The 14,258-nt window shown below is 72.6% G+C and carries 15 protein-coding genes and 3 tRNA genes; 13 read left to right on the top strand and 5 right to left on the bottom strand.

The window, feature by feature from the left end; genetic code table 11:
- Positions 1–8: 8 nt before the first annotated feature.
- Entirely contained in the window at positions 9–389 is a 381-nt protein-coding gene (locus ACFPL3_RS12330) for a hypothetical protein (protein WP_343940945.1), read from the bottom strand.
- A 257-nt stretch (positions 390–646) separates the two neighbouring features.
- On the opposite strand from ACFPL3_RS12330, the gene ACFPL3_RS12335 reads away from it, so the two are divergent.
- From ACFPL3_RS12335 to ACFPL3_RS12350, 4 genes are all read left to right on the top strand, one after another.
- The gene (locus ACFPL3_RS12335; protein ID WP_343940944.1) at positions 647–880 is read left to right on the top strand and encodes a hypothetical protein; all 234 of its coding nucleotides are present in this window, start codon (positions 647–649) and stop codon (positions 878–880) included.
- Between the two features lie 145 nt (positions 881–1,025).
- Positions 1,026–1,098 (top strand) — tRNA-Glu (locus ACFPL3_RS12340).
- A gap of 31 nt (positions 1,099–1,129) precedes the next feature.
- Positions 1,130–1,203, top strand: a tRNA-Asp gene (locus tag ACFPL3_RS12345).
- 31 nt (positions 1,204–1,234) lie between these two features.
- Positions 1,235–1,311 (top strand) — tRNA-Phe (locus tag ACFPL3_RS12350).
- 89 nt (positions 1,312–1,400) lie between these two features.
- Here the strand turns inward: ACFPL3_RS12350 and ACFPL3_RS12355 are convergent.
- Positions 1,401–1,799, bottom strand: a complete 399-nt coding sequence (locus tag ACFPL3_RS12355; RefSeq protein ID WP_343940943.1) for an ATP-binding protein — start codon at positions 1,797–1,799, stop codon at positions 1,401–1,403.
- Positions 1,800–1,961: 162 nt separating this feature from the next.
- Positions 1,962–2,393 (bottom strand): anti-sigma factor antagonist, encoded by a 432-nt coding sequence (locus tag ACFPL3_RS12360; protein ID WP_343940952.1) that lies wholly within the window; start codon positions 2,391–2,393, stop codon positions 1,962–1,964.
- Positions 2,394–2,776: 383 nt separating this feature from the next.
- Between ACFPL3_RS12360 and ACFPL3_RS12365 the strand changes: the two genes are divergently transcribed.
- On the top strand, positions 2,777–4,036 hold the full coding sequence (locus tag ACFPL3_RS12365; protein WP_343940942.1) for a GGDEF domain-containing protein: 1,260 nt from the start codon (positions 2,777–2,779) through the stop codon (positions 4,034–4,036).
- Between the two features lie 53 nt (positions 4,037–4,089).
- Here the strand turns inward: ACFPL3_RS12365 and ACFPL3_RS12370 are convergent, their stop codons facing one another.
- Both ACFPL3_RS12370 and ACFPL3_RS12375 read right to left on the bottom strand, forming a co-directional pair.
- On the bottom strand, positions 4,090–4,638 hold the full coding sequence (locus tag ACFPL3_RS12370; RefSeq protein ID WP_343940941.1) for a hypothetical protein: 549 nt from the start codon (positions 4,636–4,638) through the stop codon (positions 4,090–4,092).
- A gap of 342 nt (positions 4,639–4,980) precedes the next feature.
- Positions 4,981–5,820 (bottom strand): acyl-CoA desaturase, encoded by an 840-nt coding sequence (locus tag ACFPL3_RS12375; protein ID WP_343940951.1) that lies wholly within the window; start codon positions 5,818–5,820, stop codon positions 4,981–4,983.
- Positions 5,821–6,187: 367 nt separating this feature from the next.
- Between ACFPL3_RS12375 and ACFPL3_RS12380 the strand changes: the two genes are divergently transcribed.
- The 8 genes from ACFPL3_RS12380 to lon all read left to right on the top strand — a co-directional run bounded on the left by ACFPL3_RS12380 (position 6,188) and on the right by lon (position 14,157).
- Complete coding sequence (locus ACFPL3_RS12380) at positions 6,188–6,391, top strand: cold-shock protein (protein ID WP_075951945.1); 204 nt, start codon at positions 6,188–6,190, stop codon at positions 6,389–6,391.
- Between the two features lie 338 nt (positions 6,392–6,729).
- Positions 6,730–7,257, top strand: a complete 528-nt coding sequence (locus ACFPL3_RS12385; protein ID WP_343940940.1) for a bifunctional DNA primase/polymerase — start codon at positions 6,730–6,732, stop codon at positions 7,255–7,257.
- Between the two features lie 268 nt (positions 7,258–7,525).
- Positions 7,526–8,776 (top strand): DUF445 domain-containing protein, encoded by a 1,251-nt coding sequence (locus ACFPL3_RS12390; RefSeq protein WP_343940950.1) that lies wholly within the window; start codon positions 7,526–7,528, stop codon positions 8,774–8,776.
- 181 nt (positions 8,777–8,957) lie between these two features.
- Positions 8,958–9,323, top strand: a complete 366-nt coding sequence (locus ACFPL3_RS12395) for a helix-turn-helix domain-containing protein (protein WP_343940949.1) — start codon at positions 8,958–8,960, stop codon at positions 9,321–9,323.
- Positions 9,324–9,328: 5 nt separating this feature from the next.
- The gene (locus tag ACFPL3_RS12400; RefSeq protein WP_343940939.1) at positions 9,329–10,072 is read left to right on the top strand and encodes a hypothetical protein; all 744 of its coding nucleotides are present in this window, start codon (positions 9,329–9,331) and stop codon (positions 10,070–10,072) included.
- A 138-nt stretch (positions 10,073–10,210) separates the two neighbouring features.
- Positions 10,211–10,522 carry a DUF2516 family protein gene (locus tag ACFPL3_RS12405; protein ID WP_379588964.1) on the top strand — a complete coding sequence of 104 codons (312 nt, stop codon included), beginning with the start codon at positions 10,211–10,213 and terminating at the stop codon, positions 10,520–10,522.
- Positions 10,516–11,070, top strand: coding sequence for a YbaK/EbsC family protein (locus ACFPL3_RS12410; protein WP_379589075.1), 555 nt, complete (start codon positions 10,516–10,518; stop codon positions 11,068–11,070). Before ACFPL3_RS12405 ends, ACFPL3_RS12410 begins: the two co-directional genes overlap by 7 nt.
- A gap of 771 nt (positions 11,071–11,841) precedes the next feature.
- A complete protein-coding gene (gene lon, locus ACFPL3_RS12415) occupies positions 11,842–14,157 on the top strand; it encodes an endopeptidase La (RefSeq protein WP_343940937.1) in 2,316 nt (771 codons plus the stop codon).
- Positions 14,158–14,258 lie beyond the last annotated feature (101 nt).

Genomic DNA, 14,258 nt, shown 5'->3' on the forward strand with positions numbered 1-14,258 from the left:
CTGGCGGCTCAGCGGCGCCCGAGCCGGGGCAGCAGGCGGCGCTTGGGCTGCTCGTCGTCGTCGGTGACGACGGGGAGCGGGCCGGTCGGCGTGTCCTCGCGGTCGAGCCGTTCGATCACCCAGTCCACGGCGAGCGCTCCCGGCGAGACACCGCGGTCGGCCGCGATCCGGCGCAGCTGCTCGATCCGCAGCGCCGGCAGGCGGAGCTGGAACACCTGCGCGGACCCGAACCGTCCGGTGAGCTCGGTGGAGTGCTCGTCGTTCGCACCGCTCAGGGCGGCGAGGTAGGAGTCGAGCTCGCGGTCGGGCTCCGGCAGCTCCTGCGCGGGCTCGCGCCGCGGCGGCGCGGGTGCGCGGTGGCGGGAGCGGGACCGATCGGGGGGCGGCATGCCCGGCAGCGTACGCGCGGCGCTTCGCGCTGCGTGAACGTCGGATCGGGCACCCTCACCCGGGAAGAGGGGTGCACGGGGTGCCCCGTTTAGGTAACGTGCCGGTCACGGCCACGGGGGTGGCTGCGGGGCGTTCCGCTCCGGGTGGGGATCCCGGGACGGGTGATGGCAACCGGTTTCCGGTGGACGGTGCGGTCCGCGGGATGCGCGCCCCCGCTCGGTCGAATCGAGCTGGGCGACCGCACGGGGAGGCGTCGATGACCATCGGTAGCGCACGGACGGAACTCGAGGGGGAGCGGTTCACGTCGAGTGGCTCGATCCCCAACCAGCGCACTGCGGCCGACGCGTACCGCGTCTCCGAGGAGCAGCTGCACCGCGCTCGTCTCGTGGTGGCCCGCAACTCGGCCGACTCCGAGGATCTGCGCCAGCTCCTCGACATGCTCGGGCTGATCTCGGCCAACCCGGATCTGCCCCCGCCCGTCACGCGCTGAGCTCCACCGTCCGAGACCGCTCCGACCTGCATCGGAGCGGTCCCGGACGGGTGGTGCACCCCCCGGGTTCGGGGATGCGGCGGACCTGTCCTATGCTTGTCCCGCTCCCAACGGACAGCCGTTGCGGGCGGGGACCTCGGTCCAAGCCCCCATCGTCTAGCGGCCTAGGACTCCGCCCTTTCAAGGCGGCAGCGCGGGTTCGAATCCCGTTGGGGGTACGGTTGGGCAGCGGTACAACTGAAACAGCAAGGCCCAGTGGCGCAGTTGGTTAGCGCGTCGCCCTGTCACGGCGAAGGTCGCGGGTTCGAGTCCCGTCTGGGTCGCGTCGCTCCCGGTGTGGTTGCACCGGTCTTCGGCCAGGTAGCTCAGTTGGTACGAGCGACCGCCTGAAAAGCGGTAGGTCGGCGGTTCGACCCCGCCCCTGGCCACCACCACGATCACCCGAAGCCGGCAAGGTGGCTTTACTGGCGCAATAGGCCAGTAAAGCCACCTTGCTGGCGTTTGGGGCCGGGGCCGGGGCTCAGGCGGCGTCGAGCGGTGCCGGCGCGGTGCGGGTGGTGAGCGTGAGCGTGGTGCCGTCGTCGGTGCCGTCGATGCTCAAACGGTCGGCGCAGGCGCGGATGATGCTGAGCCCGTGGCCGCGGAACCGCGCCGGCACGACCGGTTCGCGCCAGACGCCGCTGTCGCGCACCACGAGCACGATGCGGCGCAGGCCGTCGGCCTCCACCAGCACGTGTGCCGTCACCGCCACCTCTCCGACCCCGAGGCCGGGCGCGTCGGCGCGGATCCCGTAGCCGTGCTCGATGCTGTTGCTCACCGCCTCGCTCAGCGCCAGGACCAGGTCGTCGCGCTGCGCGTCCGGCCAGCGCAGCGCGATCAGCCACCGGTCGAACCGGTCACGCGCGATCGACGGGGCCACCAGCTCGGGGGCCAGTTCGAAGCGGAGTACGTCGGCTGCTGGTGGACCCGCTCCGCCGGTATGGGGCCGAGAGGTACCACCAGGCCGCTCCTCCTGCTCGGACGGCGGCTTCACGTCATTCAGTCCTTCGGCCGGGATCGGCGGTCGCGTGTTCACTACCCGTCAACCGGGCGACGTACCCCTCACCGCCTCCTCGACATCGGAGTACAGCGCGAGGATGGCGTCGAAGCCGGTGAGCTCGATCGGCCGCAGCACCGGACGGTTGCTGTCGACCGCCAGGCGCAGCGGCTGGAAACCCGCCCTCGTGGACGCTTCGCGGGCGGACTCCGCGAGCACCTGGAGGCCCGGCGACCCGAAGAACCGCACCCGGGTGAGGTCCACGACCACCGGGCGTTCGCCAGGGCTGTCCAGTGCGGCCACGAGCACGGTGCGCAGCCGGGGTGCGGTGAGGACGTCGACCGCACCGTCGACGTCCACCACCACGGCGTCGGGCCGGTCGACCCGCCGGACGTCGATCAGCTGCTCCGGTGGTGGGTACCCGGCGGTGGCCTCGCCGCCGCCGATGGGGCGGAGTTCGTCGCCCGCGGGCTTCATCACGCGGCGACCCTAGCCCCCGCGGCCGGTCCTGTCCGGGCGGCGCCGAACACTGGGCCGTGCGGGTTATGACCGGCGTCACACGCCCCCTGGTCGGCCCGGTCCACTCGGTTAGGCTCACCTCAGCGGTGGGTGTGCGCACCGCGCGGGTCCCCGCCGCGGAGCACACCGCCTGCCACGCGGAGTGGACATCCATCGCCCGGCGGGTGGTGCACGCCAGCCGACCGATGACGTAGGGTCGCCGTCCGGCTACCATCCGCCCGGATGGGGGACAACCGACTGCGACGACGGCCGCGGTGAAAGGCTTTCAGGGGGTTATGCGAGTGCCGCGACGCGGGGTGACTCGATGGGCCGTCTGGACACTCCCGGCCCCGGTCCTCGCGGTGCTCCTCGTCGTCGAGCTGCTCGCCGCGGTCACAACGGCCAGTTCCATCCCGCAGGGGCTCACCCAGCTCCCGCACGACTGGGCGCTCGTCATGGCCGTGCTCATCGGGGCGGGGATCCTCAGCACCGAGGCGTCGCTGGGCGTCGAGCGCATGCGGCACCGGTCCGACGAGTCACCCCACATCGACCTCAGTTCCGTCTGGACGTTCGCGGCCGCCGCGCTGCTCCCCGGCGCGGCGGCGAGCGCCGTGGTGCTCGGCATCTACGCGCACCTCTACGCCCGGGTCTGGCGCGGCGGGATCCCCCCGCACCGCGCGATCTTCAGCACCGCCACCGTGGTGCTCGCGGTGCAGGCCGCGTCGGCGGTCACCGGGCTGGTCGACCGGGATGCCCTGTTCAAGAGCTTCCCGGGGCTCGCCCTCGTGGTGGCGGCGGTGCTGGCCTACGCGGCCGTCAACATGGTGCTGGTCGTCGCCGTCATCGTGCTGAGCGGCCCCAACCGCGACCTCGCCACGTTCCTGCACGTCCTCACCCGCGGCGACGAAGCCGTGCTGGAGTTCGCCACGCTGTCCATGGGGGCGCTGGCCGCGGGCGCTATGGGCGCGCTCGGTCCGGCCTACGCAGTGCTGGTGCTGCCCCCGCTGATCGTGCTGCACCGCACCGTCCTGGTGCGGCAGCTCGAGGAGGCCGCGAGCGTCGACGGGAAGACGGGCCTGCTCAACGCCGCGGCGTGGCACGTGCGCGCGGCACGGGCGCTGCGCCGTGCCGAGCGCACCGCCGACCACGCCGGGCTCCTCGTTCTCGACCTCGACCACTTCAAGCTCGTCAACGACCGGTACGGCCACCTCGTGGGCGACCACGTGCTCGCGGCGGTGGCGGCGGCCGTGCGCGCCGAGGTGCGCGACGACGACCTGGTCGGGCGGTTCGGTGGCGAGGAGTTCGTCGTGCTGCTGCCGAGTACCGACGGCGACGACGGGCGGATCGCGGCGGTCACCGTGGCGGAGCGGATCCGCGGGCGGGTGGCCGGCATCCGGGTGGAGGTCCCCGACGCCGACGGCACCGTCGTGGTCGACGACCTCACGGTCTCGATCGGCGGGGCGTCCTTCCCCGCCGACGGCGCCGACCTCTCCCAGCTGCTCGAGGTGGCCGACACGGCCATGTACGCGGCGAAGCGGGCCGGGCGCAACACGGTGCGCATGGGCCTGCACGCCGTGCCGAGCGGGGCCGTGCGCCCCGCGCCGCGCCGCCACCACTCCTGAGTCCGGCCCGTGGGGGCGGTGCCGCGCGCCGCCCCCACGCCGGCCGCTGCGGCTCAGCCGTCGGTGGCCGAGCTCGCCGGGTCGTCGTCCGGGTCGGGGGTCGTGGCGCTGTCGTCGGGCTCGTCGGTGCTGTCGTCCGACGGCTCCTCGGTCGTCGGTTCCCCCGTGGACGGTTCGCCCTGCGGGCTCACGGCACCGAGGGGGAGCGGCGGCGTCGCCGGGAGGGGCGGCGCCGCGGGAAGGGGTGGCGCGCTCGGGAGCGGCACGGGGAGCGCAGGGGCGCTCGGCAGGGGGAGCGGCGGGGTGGGCAGGGCGGGGTCCTCGGGCGGGGCGGGGACGCCGGGGAGCGCGGGGACGCCCGGCGCCTGCGGGAGCGCGGGTGGCTCCGGGAGCGGTGCCGGGAGGGGCGGCAGCGGGAGCTGTGCCGCGGCGTCGGGCTGCACGGGTGCTCCCTGGGCCGGCGCGGTGGCCACGGTGCCCGGCGCGGTGTCGTCGGGCGGCAGCGGCGCCATTGCGTAGGCCGTCGAGGTCCCGAGGCCGGCAGCGAGCATCCCGGCGGTCATCGCGGCGATCGACAGGGTTCTTGCGTTCCGACTCGGCATCGGAGTCTCCCCAGATCGGTTGGACAGAACGCCCGGAATGATGCGTCTGGGGCTGGTGTGACACCAGAGGAAGAAGTGAACCGACCCCCGGCCGTGGACCGCGGTCTCCGACGCTCGGTGATCGCGGGCACCGGATCGGGTGCACCCGACAGGGGGGCGGGACAGTCGACCGGGGGACGCGTCGCGCCGGTTGGGAACCCGCTGGTCGACACGCCGAGCGCTCCGCCGCTCGATCGCGTGGAATACGCGCCGCGGGCGCACCGGCCGGTCAGGTGTCACACGGCGTGCAGCGATCCGCCCGCATCGGTGACGCTCCGTCAGCGGGTGCCCTCGGTGGTGCGGTCAGCGGGCGAGGCGCTCCAGCCGGCGGGTGGTGGGCCAGCGCACCGAGTGCGCCCAGCCGAGCCGTTCGAACGCCCAGATGACCCCGGCCGAGATGTCCACCTGCCCGCGACGCACGCCGTGGCGGGCGCAGGTCGGGTCGGCGTGGTGGAGGTTGTGCCACGACTCGCCGAACGAGAGCACGGCGAGCCACCAGACGTTCGCGGAGCGGTCGCGGGCGGCGAAGGGGCGGTCGCCGAACATGTGGCAGATCGAGTTGATCGACCACGTGACGTGGTGCAGCACGGCCACCCGCACCAGCCCGGCCCAGAACAGCGCCGTGAACGCGCCCCACCACGAGAGGGAGACGAGGCCGCCGATCAGCGCGGGCACCAGGAGGCTGGCCAGCGTGAGGGGGAGGAAGAGCCGGTCGACGGCCACGATGTCGCGGTCGGCGAGCAGGTCGGGGGCGAAGCGGCGGGCGTTGGTGCGGTCGCGGCCGAGGATCCAGCCCATGTGCGAGTGCCAGAAGCCCTTGATCATCGCCGCGGGCCCGGTGCCGAACAGCCACGGCGAGTGCGGGTCGCCCTCCTTGTCGGAGAACGCGTGGTGGCGGCGGTGGTCGGCCACCCAGCCGATGACGCCGCCCTGGAAGGCGGTGCTACCGATCACCGCCAGCGCGACGCGCAGCGGCCGGTTCGCCTTGAAGGACCCGTGCGTGAAGTAGCGGTGGAAGCCGACCGTGACGCCGAGGCCGGTGAGGAAGTAGAAGACCACGGCCAGCACCACGTCCACCCACGTGAGGCCCCATCCCCAGGCCAGCGGCACGGCCGCGGCCAGCGCGAGCAGCGGCACGATCATGAACGCGATCACGAGGCCCTGTTCGGCGGCGGTCTTGCGGCCTTCGACCAGCGGGGCGGGCCGGTGTGGTGCGGCAGTGGACACTGGACTCCCTCGACGGCGACTCCGGCGGACGGATCGGATAACGGTACGACAACGGCGGGGATGACCGTCCGTCCTGACCTGGATTCCCGCGTTCGGAGCAGGCGTCGTGGTAGGTTTTGCGGCGGTTGCAGTCGTGTCTTCCTCGATCGTTGTGAAGCGTCCGTGGAGAGTGACGGTGGGCTTCGCAGACGTACGAGGGCATCCTCTTCGTCCAGCGGCGGTCCCGTGCATCCCCCGGTCGGCACACAGCCGGCAGGGTCCGCTACACGTATGGAGAACAGGTATGCCGCAGGGCACCGTCAAGTGGTTCAACGCCGAGAAGGGCTTCGGCTTCATCGCCACGGACGACAACGGTCCGGACGTCTTCGTCCACTACTCGGCGATCCAGTCCGACGGGTTCCGCACCCTCGAGGAGAACCAGCGCGTCGAGTTCCAGTCGAGCCAGGGCGCGAAGGGTCCGCAGGCCGACACGGTTCGCCCCATCTGAGCGAGCCGTACCTGCACGACCGGTGCCGGTGTCCCCTCGGGGCACCGGCACCGTTGTGTTCGGGGGGTGCCGCTGGGCGGACCGCGGCGGCGACGACCGGTTCTCGTCTCCGTGACGGTGTCGCCACCGGCCGTCGATCCCCGGTCGCCAACCGGTCGCCCGCCGTTCACCGGGCGTGAGTGAGCACATCCTCAGCGCTGCTCCCCGCTCGTCTCGGCACTCGGCTCGATCGTCGCTGAAGGCCCCAATACCCGTTCCCGGCCCGTCATGCTCGGTGTTGTGCCTCACAGGAGTGCGGCACGAAGCACGCGAGAACGAGCGGTACGGAGGTCATCACGATGTCGGGCTGGGACAGCTACCGCGTGGTGTACGGCGCGGAGCTCCGCGCGGCAGCGCACGAGTTCGATGACCACGGATGGCCGGTGGTGGCGGCGTCGCCCACCACGCTGCTGCTCGTCACCGGCACCGCGCTGGACGTCGTCGAGGTGCCTGCCGCGGTGGGCCGCCAGGTCTGCGCGCACCTGAGGGACACCGGGTCGGTGGTGCCGGTCGCGGCCACCCCCACCGGCTCGTGGTGGTTCCCCGTCACCCCGGGCGCCCAGCTCCCCCTGGAGCTGCGCGACGTCGAGGGTGTCGTCCTGCACACCGGCGGTGCCGCCGTCCTCGCCCCGCCGTCGGAGGTGCTCGACGGCTGGGTGCACTGGCGGGTGGCCCCCGCGCTCACCGGCTACCGGATCCCGGAAGCCGACACGATCCTCCACGCCGCTGCCGATGCGCTGCGGTGGCGCGCCGACCGGAATCCGCACCCGGGCGCCCAGCGGCCCGCCGGTGCTCTGGCGGTCGGAATGCGGTCCTCGCTGCTGTAGGACCGCCTGCCGGCGACCGGATCGCCCCGTTGACGCGGCTCGTCGCGCCGCGCCGGGGCACCGGGAGCGCCGGTGGTGCGGCGCCCGAGGGGGCACTCCTCCCTCGACGAGCGGCCGCACCACGAACGTGGCCGGGGCCGGTGGAGTACCACCGGCCCCGGCCAGAGCCAGCGCCGGGCACTATGGGTGCGTGCACACCTCGCAGTCCGCCCGCGCCGATGCGCCGTCCCGGCGACCGGTCGTGGAGGTCGGGCTGGGTTTCGGCCGGATGGACGCCGCCGCGCGGCAGCGCGATCTGCGGAAGATGAAGTCGCTGGCCACCGGCCTGCTGCTCGTCGCAACGGTGATCTTCCTGCTGGCTCGCTGGTGGGAGGTGAACGACGGCCCGGTCTGGGTGGGGTACGTCCGCGCCATGGCCGAGGCCGGCATGGTCGGTGCGCTCGCCGACTGGTTCGCGGTCACCGCGCTGTTCCGGCGGCCGCTGGGGCTGCCCATCCCGCACACCGCGATCATCCCGACGAAGAAGGACGCGCTCGGGGAGAACCTCGGCGACTTCGTCGGGGAGAACTTCCTGGCCGAGGACGTCGTGCGCGACAAGCTCGCGCGGGTCGAGGCCTCCTCCCGGGTCGGCGCGTGGATCGGCCAGGAGGCCAACGCCGACCGCATCACCGCCGAGCTCGCCACGGCCGCGCGGGGAGTCGTCACCGTGTTGCGGGACGACGCCGTGCAGGAGGTCATCGAGCAGGTCCTGGTGCGCAAGCTGATGGAGCGCCCGGTCGGCCCTCCGCTGGGCAAGGTGCTGCAGGGCGTGCTCGTCGACGGCTCTCACCACCGCCTCGTCGACCTGGTCTGCGACCGCGCGTACGACTGGGTCACCGCCAACCACGACACGGTGCTGCGGATCGTGCACGACCGCGCCCCCGCGTGGTCGCCGCGGTTCGTCGACGACCTGATCGCCGACCGCGTCTTCCTCGAGGTCCAGAACTTCGCGTGGGCGGTGAAGACCGACCCGGAGCACCCGCTGCGCAAGGCCGTCGACACGTTCCTCGTCGAGTTCGCCGCCGACCTGCAGACCGATCCCGACACCATCGAGCGCGCCGAGCGCATCAAGCACCAGATCGTCGGCCACCCGGACGTCCAGCACTTCATCGGGCAGGCGTGGGGCACGGTCAAGGGCCTCATCCTCGACGCGGCCGCCGACCCGTCGAGCGCGCTGCGCACCCGCGTGCGCGACGGGCTCGTCGCGCTGGGCACGCGGCTGGCGGCCGACCCCGAGCTGCGGGCGAAGATCGACGGGTGGCTCGCCGACGCCGCCGCCTACGTCGTGCGGCACTACCGCGGCGAGATCACCACGCTGATCACCGACACCGTCGAGCGCTGGGACGCGGAGGAGACCTCCCGCAAGGTCGAGCTCCAGGTCGGTCGCGACCTCCAGTTCATCCGGATCAACGGCACCGTGGTCGGCTCGCTCGCCGGTCTCGTCATCTACACGGTGGGGCAGCTCGCTTTCGGGGGCTGAAACCTCGAGCTGGTGTGGGGAGCGTCATCCACCTGCGCAAGCAGGGTGCTTGCAAGAGCTAGCACTCGTGCGTACCTTCGAGGGGGACGCACGGAGGTGAGCGCGAGTGGCAGCGACGGAGCAGCCACCCCGGTCCGGTGACGGAGGCCCCGGGGAGCGCGTCGGGCACGCGGTCGAGCAGGTGGGCCACGTGGTCGGACAGGCCGTCGACGACATCGGCACCTACATCCGCACCCAGCGGGAAGGCGCCCAGGTGTCATTGCGGCAGCTCGCACGAGCTGCCGGCGTCAGCAACCCCTACCTCAGCCAGATCGAGCGGGGGCTGCGCAAGCCGTCCGCCGAGATCCTGCAGCAGATCGCGAAGGGTCTGCGGATCTCCGCGGAAGCCCTGTACGTGAAGGCCGGGATCCTCGACGAGAAGCCCGCGAGCGCCGTCACCGACGCCGTGCTCGCCGATCCGGGCCTGTCGGAGCGCCAGAAGCAGGTGCTCCTCGACATCTACCAGTCATTCAGGCGGGAGCACGACTCGTCGCCGACAGAGGAGTGATCACCATGGCCGTCGACCTTCCCACCACTGCCGAGGTGCGCAAGGCGCGCCACAACGCCGCCAAGACCGGCGCCGGCGTCGCACGCACGCCGCTGCTCGCCGTGCTCGGCGCGGGCGAACTGGCCGTCAACGCGGTCTCCAAGGCCGTCGCCGCGGCCCGCGTGCAGGCCGAGGGCGTGCAGAAGGGCGTGCAGAGCCGGGTCGCCGAGCTGCCGCAGCACCTCAACAGCGAGGAGCTGCGCAAGGCCGTCGCCGAGCTGCGCGAGCAGGCCGAGCACACCTACGCCGGGTTCGCCCAGCACGGGGAGCGCACCTGGTGGCGTCTGCGCGAGCAGCCGCAGGTGAAGGAGGCCATCGAGCGCCTCGGCAGCTACACCGGCAAGCTCGACTCGCGGGTCGACGACATCGTCGACGACGCGCGTGACGCCACCGAGAAGGCGCTCGCCGTCGTCAGCACGCAGACGCGGTCCACCGGCGAGCGGCTCGCCCGGGCCACCCAGCGGTTCACCGGCCGTGCCGCCGAGACGGTCACCGAGGTTGCCGACGACGCCTCGAAGACCGTGGCGCAGGCCGGCACCGAGGCCGCCGACACCATCTCGGAGGCGGGCACCGAGGCCGCGCGCGAGGCGCGCAGCACCACCCGCCGAGCCGCCGCCCGCACGACCCCGAAGACCGGGTCGGCGACGAGCCCGAGCAAGCCGGCCGCCCGCAGGACCAACGCGCGCAACGGCTCGAAGTCCAGCAGCTGATCCGCTGCACCCACCGGCGCCCCCGAGGACTCCCGTGCCTCGGGGGCGCCGTGCTGTCGTGGTCGGTGACCGGCCCGCAGCGACCGTTGAACCGGACCGGGGATGTGCCATGACCGTATTCACACGTAGTCTGACCGCGTGAGCCTGCTGTACAACCTCGACGTCTGGGTGCTGTGGGCCATCTGGCTGCTCGCCATCCCCGTCGGTGGCTACGCGTTCGTGCACGCGCTGATGCAGCGCGCCGACGCGTTCACCGCTGCCGACAAGCTCACCAAGCCCGCCTGGCTCGGCATCACCGGGGCCAGCGCGCTGGTGCTCATCTTCTTCCAGGGCGGCCCGCTCGGCAGCGGAGCCCTGTTCTGGCTGGCCGCGCTCGTGGCCGTGCTGGTGTACATCGTCGACGTCAAGCCGGCCGTGGTCGGCGTGCAAGGTGGTGGGCAGCGCTGGTGACCGACTGGTCCGTCCTCGGCACGCTGCAGGCGGTTCCCGCCCTCGACCGTCCCGACCTCCTCGGTGCCCCGGTCGCGGCCGCGCTCAAGGCCCTCGACCCGGCCGACGCCGCGCTCGTCGGCGCCGCGGAGATCGACCCGGACCTGGCCGACACCGCGCAGTTCTGCGCCGCCTACTCCTCGCCGCTCGACCGCTCCGCCAACTGCGTGGTCGTCGCCGGGCGCCGCGGGGGCGACACCCGCTACGCGGCCTGCCTGGTGCTCGCCACCACCCGCGCCGACGTCAACGGGCTGGTCCGCAGGCGCCTGGACGCCCGCAAGGCATCCTTCGCACCCATGGACGACGCCGTCGAGCGCACCGGCATGGCCTACGGCGGCATCACCGCGATCGGCCTGCCCGATGGCTGGCCACTCCTCGTCGACTCCGCGGTCGCCGTCGCCCCGGCCGTCGTCATCGGCAGCGGCATCCGCGGCTCCAAGCTCGCCCTGCCCGGTGAGCTGGCCGCCCGGCTCCCCGGTGCCGAGGTCGTCGAGGGCCTGGGTCGCTAGCGGCACAGCCGCTGCAGTCGGTGTGCGAGCGCCGGCTCGGCGCAGTGGGGTGGTCGGTGTGTGTGCACGGGTCGTTGTGTGTGAGCGCCGGCGCGGGGTCCTCGGGGTGCTGGCACATCGGTTGTGCTGCCGGCACATCGGTTGCAGTCGGTGTGTGAGCGCGACTGATCGTGTCCGAGCGCTGGCGCGGGGGTCCTCGGGGTGCTCGCACACCGGTTGTGGTGCCGGCACACCGACTGCAACCGGTGTGTGAGCGCCATAGGTTGTGTGTGAGCGGGCCGGGTGGCCCCTCGGGGCGCGAGCGCTGGCGCGGGGGTCCTCGGGGTGCTCGCACACAGGTTGTGGTGTCGGCACACCGACTGGAACCGGCGTGTGAGCGCCACGGGTTGTGTGAGCTGGCCGGGCGGGCCCTTGGCCGCCCGCACCTGGCGCGCCGCGTGGGATCGATGTGCGGGTGCGCGTTGTTGTGTGTGAGCGCGGAACCCGGGCCTCGGCGGGCGCTGGCACATCGGTTGTCGTGTCGGCACATCGGTTGCAGCCGGTGTGCCGACGCGGGTGGTGGTGTGTGAGCGGTCGGCCGGCGGCCTCGGGGTGGCTGGCACACCGGTTGTGGTGTCGCCACACCGACTGCAACCGGTGTGTGGGCGGCACTGGTTGTGTGTGAGCAAGCCTCACGGGGTGAGTCACATCCGCTCAAGGTTCCTGCGTTCACCGGCAGCCGAACTACTTGAACGCTGGAATGACGCCAACGGTGTAAGCGTTGGGGAGGGCATGACAGAGACGCTGAAGCTGCCGGTGCTTCCGCTCGCCGACTCGGTGCTGCTGCCCGGCATGGTGGTTCCCGTCCGGCTCGACGAGCCGGAGATCCAGGCGGCGGTCGATGCAGCAAACAGCGTCGACCGCAAGGTTCTGGTCGTCCCCCGCCTCGACGGCAAGTACGCGTCCGTGGGCACCGTCGCCGTCCTCGAGCAGGTGGGCCGCCTCCCCAGCGGGGAGCGTGCGGCCGTGGTGCGCGGTGAGGGTCGCGCCCAGATCGGTTCCGGTGTCACGGGGCCGGGTGCCGCGCTGTGGGTGGAGGCCGCCCCGGTGCCGGAGCAGCCCGTGACGGGCCGGATGACCGAGCTCGCCAAGGAGTACAAGGCCCTCGTCATCGGCATCCTGCAGGAGCGGGGCGCCTGGCAGGTCGTCGACTCGGTGCAGCAGATCACCGACCCCGGCCAGCTCGCCGACACCGCGGGCTGGGCGTCGTACCTGGACCTGGGGCAGAAGTCGCAGCTGCTCGCCGAGACCGACGTGGTCAAGCGGCTGGAGCTGCTGCTGGAGTGGACCAAGGCGCACGTCGCGGAGCAGGAGGTCTCCGAGAAGATCGCGCAGGACGTCCGCGAGGGCATGGAGAAGACCCAGCGGGAGTTCCTGCTGCGCCAGCAGCTCGCCGCGATCCGCAAGGAGCTGGGCGAGCTCGACCCCGATTCCCAGGACGACTCGGCGGACTACCGCACGCGCGTCGAGAACGCCGACCTCCCCGAGCACGTGCGCAAGGCCGCGCTGACCGAGGTGGGCAAGCTGGAGCGGGCGTCGGACCAGAGCCCGGAGTCGGGCTGGATCCGCACCTGGCTGGACACGGTCCTCGACATGCCGTGGAACTCGCGCACCGAGGACACCGACGATCTGGTCGCGGCCCGGGAGGTGCTGGACGCCGACCACGCGGGCCTCGACGACGTCAAGGAGCGGCTGATCGAGTTCCTGGCCGTGCGTGCGCGTCGTGACCGCAAGGGCATGGAGAAGGTCGGTGGCCGGGGTTCCGGTGCCGTGCTGGCCCTCGTCGGTCCGCCCGGTGTGGGCAAGACGTCGCTCGGCGAGTCCGTGGCGCGGGCGCTGGGCCGCAAGTTCGTGCGCGTCGCGCTCGGCGGCGTGCGGGACGAGGCCGAGATCCGGGGCCACCGGCGCACGTACGTCGGTGCGCTGCCCGGCCGGATCGTCCGCGCGATCCGCGAGGCCGGGTCGATGAACCCGGTCGTGCTGCTCGACGAGATCGACAAGGTGGGCAGCGACTTCCGCGGCGACCCCACCGCTGCCCTGCTCGAGGTCCTCGACCCGGCGCAGAACCACACGTTCCGCGACCACTACCTCGAGGTCGACCTCGACCTGTCCGACGTGCTGTTCCTTGCCACGGCGAACGTCGGGGAGGCCATCCCGGGCCCGCTGGCCGACCGCATGGAGTGGGTGCAGCTCGACGGATACACCGAGCAGGAGAAGGTCGCCATCGCCCGCGACCACCTGCTGCCGCGGCAGATCGAGAAGGCCGGCCTGGAGCCGTCCGACGTCGAGTTCTCCGACGTCGCCCTGTCGATGATCGCCGCCGAGTACACGCGCGAGGCGGGGGTGCGGCAGCTGGAGCGGGGCCTGGCGAAGGTCCTGCGGAAGGTGGCCGTGAAGCTCGACTCGGGCGCCGAGGCGCCGGTCCACGTCGACGCCGACGCGCTGGTGGGCTACCTGGGCCGGCCGAAGTTCACGCCCGAGACGGCCGAGCGCACGTCCGTGCCCGGCGTCGCGACGGGCCTGGCCGTCACCGGGACCGGTGGCGACGTGCTCTTCATCGAGGCCACCGCGATGGACGGCGACCCGGGCCTGACCCTGACCGGCCAGCTGGGCGACGTGATGAAGGAGTCCGTTTCGATCGCGCTGTCCTACCTGCGGTCGAAGGGGCTTGCCGGCGAGCTGGCGCAGCGCAAGCTGCACGTCCACGTGCCCGCGGGCGCGGTGCCGAAGGACGGACCGAGCGCCGGCATCACGATGACGACGGCGCTGGCGTCGCTCGCGAGCGGGCGGCCGGTGAAGTCGTCGGTCGGCATGACCGGTGAGGTCACGCTGCAGGGCAAGGTGCTGCCGATCGGCGGCGTCAAGCAGAAGCTGCTGGCCGCCCATCGGGCCGGGCTGACCGACGTGATCATCCCGAAGCGCAACGAGCCGGACCTCGACGACCTGCCGGAGTCGGTGCGCGGCGAGCTGCGGGTGCACCCCGTGTCGGACGTTGCGGAGGTGCTGGAGCTGGCCCTGGAGCCCGCACCGGTGGCAGCCGCGGCCTGACCCACGTACGAACGGCACCCTCGTCCCGCTCTATCGGACGAGGGTGCCTTTCGTACGTTCGGCGGCGGCGAAACGGGTGGTCCGGGCGACCACCCGTTCGC

The sequence above is a fragment of the Pseudonocardia zijingensis genome, from assembly GCF_042657305.1.
In the GTDB taxonomy this organism is placed as follows: Bacteria; Actinomycetota; Actinomycetes; order Mycobacteriales; family Pseudonocardiaceae; genus Pseudonocardia; species Pseudonocardia zijingensis.